7 protein-coding genes and 1 pseudogene are annotated in these 6,289 nt (G+C 66.8%); 3 read left to right on the top strand and 5 right to left on the bottom strand.

Translation table 11 applies throughout. The annotated features are described in order from the left end of the window. On the top strand, window positions 1-937 hold a 937-nt coding region (locus WBF82_RS06610), incomplete at its 5' end, for a nitronate monooxygenase (RefSeq protein WP_424382270.1). Between the two features lie 3 nt (window positions 938-940). Here WBF82_RS06610 and WBF82_RS06605 read toward each other — a convergent pair. Then, window positions 941-1,597 carry an O-methyltransferase gene (locus WBF82_RS06605; RefSeq protein ID WP_424382269.1) on the bottom strand — a complete coding sequence of 219 codons (657 nt, stop codon included), beginning with the start codon at window positions 1,595-1,597 and terminating at the stop codon, window positions 941-943. A 125-nt stretch (window positions 1,598-1,722) separates the two neighbouring features. On the opposite strand from WBF82_RS06605, the gene WBF82_RS06600 reads away from it, so the two are divergent. Beyond that, window positions 1,723-1,866: a metallothionein gene (locus WBF82_RS06600; RefSeq protein ID WP_424382268.1), complete on the top strand. Its 144-nt coding sequence runs from the start codon at window positions 1,723-1,725 to the stop codon at window positions 1,864-1,866. On the opposite strand, the gene WBF82_RS06595 is transcribed toward WBF82_RS06600, so the two are convergent. From WBF82_RS06595 to WBF82_RS06585, 3 genes are read right to left on the bottom strand one after another with little or no spacing between them, the layout of a single operon-like run. Then, entirely contained in the window at window positions 1,863-2,375 is a 513-nt protein-coding gene (locus WBF82_RS06595; protein ID WP_424382267.1) for a TIGR04338 family metallohydrolase, read from the bottom strand. The genes WBF82_RS06600 and WBF82_RS06595 overlap by 4 nt on opposite strands. Then, window positions 2,372-3,121: a DUF2786 domain-containing protein gene (locus WBF82_RS06590; protein ID WP_424382266.1), complete on the bottom strand. Its 750-nt coding sequence runs from the start codon at window positions 3,119-3,121 to the stop codon at window positions 2,372-2,374. Before WBF82_RS06590 ends, WBF82_RS06595 begins: the two co-directional genes overlap by 4 nt. A 43-nt stretch (window positions 3,122-3,164) precedes the next feature. Further along, the gene (locus WBF82_RS06585) at window positions 3,165-4,004 is read right to left on the bottom strand and encodes a lysophospholipase (protein ID WP_424382265.1); all 840 of its coding nucleotides are present in this window, start codon (window positions 4,002-4,004) and stop codon (window positions 3,165-3,167) included. Between WBF82_RS06585 and WBF82_RS06580 the strand changes: the two are divergent. Then, window positions 3,952-5,095 (top strand): annotated as a pseudogene (locus tag WBF82_RS06580) (sigma-70 family RNA polymerase sigma factor). The gene WBF82_RS06585 and the pseudogene WBF82_RS06580 overlap by 53 nt on opposite strands. A gap of 8 nt (window positions 5,096-5,103) precedes the next feature. Here WBF82_RS06580 and WBF82_RS06575 read toward each other — a convergent pair. Beyond that, window positions 5,104-6,237: a dihydrodipicolinate reductase gene (locus WBF82_RS06575; RefSeq protein ID WP_424382264.1), complete on the bottom strand. Its 1,134-nt coding sequence runs from the start codon at window positions 6,235-6,237 to the stop codon at window positions 5,104-5,106. Between the last annotated feature and the right edge of the window lie 52 nt (window positions 6,238-6,289).

The raw sequence follows: 6,289 nt of genomic DNA, 5'->3' as shown, positions 1-6,289 counted from the left end.
GGCCGGGATGGGCGGCGGCCTGGCCGGCGGGCCGCTGGCCGCTGCGGTGGCCAAGGCGGGCGGGCTGGGCACCCTGGGGATCGCGGGGCCCGGTCAGTTGCGAGCAGCGATCAATCATGTTCGCGCGCAGGCGCCGGGGCGCGCCGTCGCGGTGAACCTGTTGATGCACTTCACTCGTCGTAGCCACGTCGCGGTGTGCGTCGATGAGCACGTCGATGTCGTGGTGGTGGCCTTCGGTGGCGATCGCGGCATCGTCGAGCAGCTGCGCGGCGCCGGAATCTTCGTCTTCGTGATGGTAGGTACCGAAGCGCAAGCGCGACAGGCAATCGGTTGGGGCGCTGACGGTTTGATCGCACAGGGACGAGAAGCCGGCGGCCATCTCGTCGGAACCATGCCAGCGCTCGACTTTCTCCCACACGCGCGTTCGGCGGCCGGTCAACGGCCCGTCTTCGTCGCCGGCGGAATCGCCACCGCCGCGGACACCCGCGCGGCGCTGAACGCCGGAGCCGACGGCGTGATCGCTGGAACGCGGTTTCTGATGACGCACGAGGCCAATGCCCATCCGGAGTATCAGCGACGGATCGTCGACGCCGAATCAACGATGGAGACCACCCTTTTCGGTTTCAGCTGGCCGCTTCGGCATCGCGTCATCCCCAATGCTGCTACCCGGCGGTGGTGCCGCAGCGATGGAACAGCCAAGGCGTTGCCCGCTGCCCTGAACGCGAGCAGCAGCTGGCTGTCGGTGCTCGGGTATCTCGATGCCGGCCCGCTCATCCGCCTGCAATCACCGAGGTTTCCGGTACTCACGCCACTGGCACCGCTGGCCGGCATGCCCGATTCGTCGGTGAACAGCGGCGCGCTCTACGCCGGTGACACGGCGCTGCGGATCAGCGAGGTCATCTCGGCACAGCAGGCCGTCAATGACCTGGCGCCCTAACGGTTACTTCACCAACGCGAGGGCGAACCCGTCCCAGTGCTTCGATCCGACGGTCTGGAGCACAGCGGTATCAAGCTTCGGGTGCTGGCCCATGATCTCCAGCGTCTGCCGCGTGGCGCGCACCACGGCGTCGGAGTTCGGTAACAGGATCGCGCCATCCCGAATGACGTTGTCCACCACGATAACTGACCCGGGCTGACTCAGTCGGACGGCCCATTCCAGATACGAGGCGTTGTTGACTTTGTCGGCGTCGATGAACACCAGGTCGAAGGGCCCGTCGGTCAGGGTCGGGAGCGTCTCCAGCGCGGGGCCGACCACCACCTCGACTCGGTCGCCGACACCGGCACGGTCGATATTGGCCCGCGCGACCTCGGCGTGTGTGGGCTTGTATTCGAGCGTGATCACCCGTCCGTCGGGTCCGGCGCCGCGCGCCAGCCAAATCGTGCTGAAGCCGCCGAGCGTGCCGATCTCCAGAATGCGGCGCGCCTTGATCGCGGCCGCCAACAGGCTCAGGAATTTGCCTTGTTGGGTGGACACCGCGATCTGCGGCAACCCCGCCGCATCGCTGGCCTCCCGGGCGGCAGACAACGCCGGATCGTCGCCAACCACGGTGGTATCCAAGAAAGCATCAACGTCGGCCGGGCTCGGATTCTGGGTCATGAGCCAACGCTAGCCCGCCGCCTTCGCCGATCGCCACCAAATAAACCTCGTTTACTAGATACCCCTAGGGGGTATATGCTACAGTCGCGATGTCCACTGAATCCCTAGACAGGTGAGGTAAAGAGATGACAAACGAAGCCGGAACACTGTTGACCTGCGGCCACGACGGCTGCGGTTGTCGGGTTCGCGTTGAGGTCGAATGCCACTGCGCCGGCGCAGACCAGCCGTATCGGTGCAGCTGTGGCGATGAGATGGTCGCGGTCAGCTAGCACACGCCTTCCTTCGCGTAGACCACCCGCAGGACGTGCCCGAGCTCAGGCCCCATGACCAGCTCGGCCAATGTGCATAGCGTTGCGACATACTGCGATCCGTGCGGCGGCTGTGCGTCGCAGAGATGATGTGCGATTTCGTGTAGCACCACCAGTTCGCGCATCGCCCAGCCAGCCGTCGCACGGTCGGGAACCGCGATAATTCCTGCGCCGTCACGGTTTTCGTAGTGAGCAGCGGTGGCGGCCCGCCGTGCCCGCACCTTCAGCGGGGACACGTTCGGCCACTGGCGTCGTACTGTCGCCAGCGCCAGCACTTCGTCGACGTAACGTTGCACCGCCGGGACCGACGCGAACCGCGCCTCGGGCGGCAGCGTCAACTGCGCACCGAAGAACTCCACGCTGGCTGATCCGTGTTCGGCGGCGCGGTCGAACAGTGTCCGGACGAACTCCTCAGCGGCATACACCTTCGAACGCTGCCAGTCCCGCGCGGCCGGGTCCTCGGCGCTCACCGATCCAGCGCGGTCCGCGCTCCGGATAGCTCTGGGCCGCTTCCCAGTCGTGCTCGCTTGCCGGCGCGGTCCCCCGCCCGCCGCGCCGACGAGGAATACCCCGCAGAAGCCCGGCTGGCCTGCCAGGTGCCCCGCGCCTGCGACGCGTCGCGGTAGTAATCGCGAAGTTCGATCTCCTTGTCCCGCAGCGCAATCGCGGTTCCCGGCGCACGGCGACGATCTTTCTTCGCTTCCCGCTGAGTCTGCTCGCGGGCCTCGACCAACCGCTGTCCGATCCGGGCGCCGAACGCGAGCTGAAAATTCAGCCTGGCGGTGATCGTCGGGGTGGGCCGGTGCGCACCCGACGAGATGTAGGAATCCGATGCGCGCACCATCTGAACCACCAGGCTGGCGTACAACGCGTGGGTGGCGTCGATGTCCTCGGCGAAACCGTAAGCGTAGACGAACGTCGAGTTGGATGCGATGTCGCAGCGGACGTCGTTGGCGTGGGCGATCGCAACGAATAGCCCTACATACGTCCGCAGTCCCTTGGTTCCGGCCGCGCCGATGGTGATGGTGCGCTGGACCGGCGCCTGCGCGGGCGTGCGCTTGTCCGCATGCGACCGCGCCACCGCCAAGTCGATGGACGTCGCGGTGGCCAGCCGTTGCGCGGCTGCCATGAACGCCTCCGCCTCATGGGCGTTGTCGGTGCCTTCGGCCTGACGCAAAAGGGCGGCGATCCGCGCCAGCATCTTGTCGTCGCTCATGTCACCAAACTAAAGGAACGGTCCGACGGCGCGGCAACATGATTCACAGTCGGGCGTTGATCCACGAGACCACGTCGTCGAGCACCTGGTCCTGCTCCGGCTCGTTGAACACCTCGTGATACAGACCCGGATAGATCTTCAGTTCAACGTCGGAACTGCCCACGGCCTCGACCAACTGGCGGCTGCCGTCGGCGGGGATCAGCCTGTCCTCGGATCCATGCACGACCAGCAGCGGCGCGGTCAACGCTGGGGCGCGTTGCGGCATCGTCTCGCTGACCGTCAGCAGCGCGCGGGCGATACCCGCGGGAACCTTGCCGTGATGGACCAGCGGGTCGGTGTTGTAGGCATTCACCACGGCCGGGTCGCGGGATATTGCGCTGGCGTCCAATTCCTGCACCGGCAGACCCGGCGCGATCGCGCCGAGCGCCTTGGCGACGATCACGAGCAGCGGCGACACGGCGGTCTGGGCCGCCACCGCCGGCCCGGATAGCACCATCAGGTCGTAGTCGTCGGGGCGTTCGACGCCGTAGGCGAAGACGATGCCGCCGCCCATGCTGTGGCCGAGCACGATGCGCGGCAGCCCGGGGTGTTCTTTGGTGGCGATACCGACCAGCCCGTCGAAGTCGCCGGTGTACTCGGAGATGTGTTTGACCAGCACCCGCTTGCCGCCAGAGCGGCCATGTCCGCGGTGGTCGAGCGCGTAGGTAACCAGGCCGTCCTGACCTAACCGCGCAGCGACATGGTCGTAGCGGCGGGCGTGTTCGCCCAGCCCGTGCGACAGCACGACGACCCCGCGCGGTGCGATGTCGGGCGTCCAGACGTCGTAAACGATGCGGATACCGCCCGCACCGTCGAAGGACCGTTCGGTGCGGGTGGTTGTCATCAGGGGCAGCGTAGCCGGATTGCCCGCCTTCTCCTCGCGCCGCTCCACGGCGCGCATCGTCGGCGGGCGGACCCCACATGTCGGGCGTGGTGCGTAAGCTCGCTCGGGTGAGCGTGCTCGCCGAAGATTTCGCCCGTGGCGACCCGGATTTTTCTGCCAGCGCTGAGCCCTACCGACGCGAACTACTCGCACATTGCTACCGGATGACCGGTTCGTTGCACGACGCCGAGGATCTGGTGCAGGAGACCTTCCTGCGCGCGTGGAAGGCCTACGACCGGTTCGAGGGAAAGTCGTCGGTGCGCACCTGGCTGCACCGCATCGCCACCAACACCTGCCTGACCGCGCTGGAGGGCCGATCGCGCCGGCCGTTGCCGACGGGCTTGGGCGCACCCAGTTCGGACCCGGCCGGAGAACTGATCGAGCGAACCGAGGTGGCGTGGCTCGAGCCGTTGCCGGACGTCTCCAAAGATCCCGCTGACCCTTCTCAGATTGTCAGTACTCGTGAATCGGTGCGGCTGGCCTTCGTGGCGGCGCTGCAACACCTTTCGCCCCGGCAGCGAGCGGTGCTGGTGCTGCGCGAAGTGCTGCAGTGGAAGGCCGCCGAAGTGGCCGAGGCAATCGGCGCCAGCACGGCCGCCGTCAACAGCCTGCTGCAGCGTGCGCGGTCGCAGCTAGAGGCCGTCGGGCCCAGCTCTGAGGACCGGCTGGCGGCGCCGGATTCCGCCGATGCGCAGGACCGCCTGGCGGATTACATCGCTGCTTTCGAGGCCTACGACATCGACAGGCTGGCGGAAATATTCACCAGCGAGGCGATCTGGGAGATGCCACCGTATGTCGGCTGGTATCAGGGTCCGCAGGCGATCGCGGCGCTCATCCACCAGCAGTGCCCCGCGGAGGCGCCCGGCGATATGCGCCTGATCCCGTTGACCGCCAACGGACAGCCCGCCGCTGCGATGTATATGCGCGACGGCGACAAGCACCTGCCGTTCCAGTTGCAAGTGCTGGACATGCGTGCCGACGGGGTGTCGCATGTGGTGGCGTTCCTCGACACCACGCTGTTCGCGAAATTCGGCGTGCCGCAGCAGCTTTGAGCCCGGCGCTAGAAGAGCCGGCTGTCCGGTGACGGGCCCGGCACCGAGCGGACCAGCCCCGCGCCGGTGACCAATGGCAGATCCAACGCCGAAAGCAGACCCGGCTGCGCCTCGCACACCGCCGGGATGGCGTTGACCATCCGGGAGGCGCCGGCCATCCGCGCGCCCAGGTCGTGGTCGTGGTCGTCGGCCATCTCGAACTCGCAGCGCATGCTCGGTGAGCCGTCAATCTCGACCCGATACAGACCGCGGCCGGACGCCAATCCGAATCCGAGATCCTTCGACTCGATCGAAATGTGCGGCTGCGGCCAGTCCGGGGCGATGTCGTCTCGCATCCGGGTGACGTGGTCGATGACGAAAGTCGGTGCGCCATCGACGTATCCGGTGAGGGTGGACCGCATCGCGGCGATCGTGCCGGCGGCGATATGGCCGGTCGGAGTGTCGAATGACTCCTCGGCGGCGACCCGTTCGACGTCCTCGTCGATGGTAGCGATCTTGACTCCCAACCCAGCGGCGAGCTGGTGCAGCACCGGACCCCAGCCGAACGTGAACACGCCGGGCGTGGCCGCGAACGGTGTCTCCTCGGGAGGCTTGCCGAACCCGAGGATCTCGTACACCGCGTCCTTGTCGGGATAGGTCGCGTAGTTGAACATCTCGGTGACCCGGACCGACTCGATAACTCGGGAGACCCCCGAAAGGACCAGCGGCAGAATGTCGTTGGCAAATCCCGAGTCGATTCCTGTGGTGAAGAAAGACACTCCTCCGGCAATTGCGGCCGCCCGTAGCGGCTCGGTGAAGGCCGCGTCGACGGCGTCCGGAAAGACCAGCGGCACCACCGAGCACGACACCACGTTCTTGCCCGCCCGCAGGATTGACTCCATGTCTGCGATCGCCTCGGCCGGCCGCAGGTTTGCCGCCGCGGCATAGACCACCACGTCGGCGTCACCGGCCAGCATGCTCGCGGCCTCCTTCGTCGCCGCGACGCCCACCGGGGCGACCCCGCACAACTGCCCCGCGTCGCGACCGACCTTGGCATCGCTGTGCACCACGAGGTCGACGAGTTGCAGCTGTGGGTGGTCGATCACTCCGCGCAGGGCGATCAGCCCCATCGAGCCCGGACCCCACACGCCGACCTTGTACATCGCTTCTCCTAATATTAGGAATACAGTTATTACATTTCGGACGGATGGTAGG

Origin of the sequence: Mycobacterium sp., from assembly GCF_049673265.1 — a bacterium.
Taxonomy (GTDB): Bacteria; Actinomycetota; Actinomycetes; order Mycobacteriales; family Mycobacteriaceae; genus Mycobacterium.
Note: the sequence above shows the minus strand (reverse complement) of the source record. Positions and strands in the feature narration are given on the sequence as shown.